The organism is Bradyrhizobium sp. Kon10, from assembly GCF_055807395.1.
The window spans coordinates 1-250 of sequence record NZ_JBVVOZ010000322.1 but is presented as its reverse complement, the minus strand read 5'-3'; the positions used below and the strand labels follow the sequence as shown (position 1 = coordinate 250).

Below are 250 nucleotides of genomic sequence, written 5' to 3'. Positions count from 1 at the left end.
CAGTCCTGTTGGATCGGCGCCGCCAAGCAGACGCTTTACATTCTGCACGGTCGTTAACGCCGCGCTATCCGCTTGCGTGCTTGCCGCGATATGCAGTGTGATGACGACGCGCGGATGCGCCCAGAGAGGATGCTCTGGCGGCAGCGGCTCCGGATCGGTCACGTCGATGAATGCGCCGGACAGCCTGCCGCTATCCAAGGACGACAGCAGCGCGTCGGCGTCGAGCTGACGTCTCCTGCCGGCGTGGACG

1 protein-coding gene is annotated in these 250 nt (G+C 65.2%); it reads right to left on the bottom strand.

All coding sequences use genetic code 11. The features are described 5' to 3' along the window. A partial coding sequence (locus tag AC0L2O_RS37210; RefSeq protein ID WP_473373257.1) for an NAD(P)-dependent oxidoreductase occupies window positions 1-250 on the bottom strand: 250 nt, incomplete at both ends.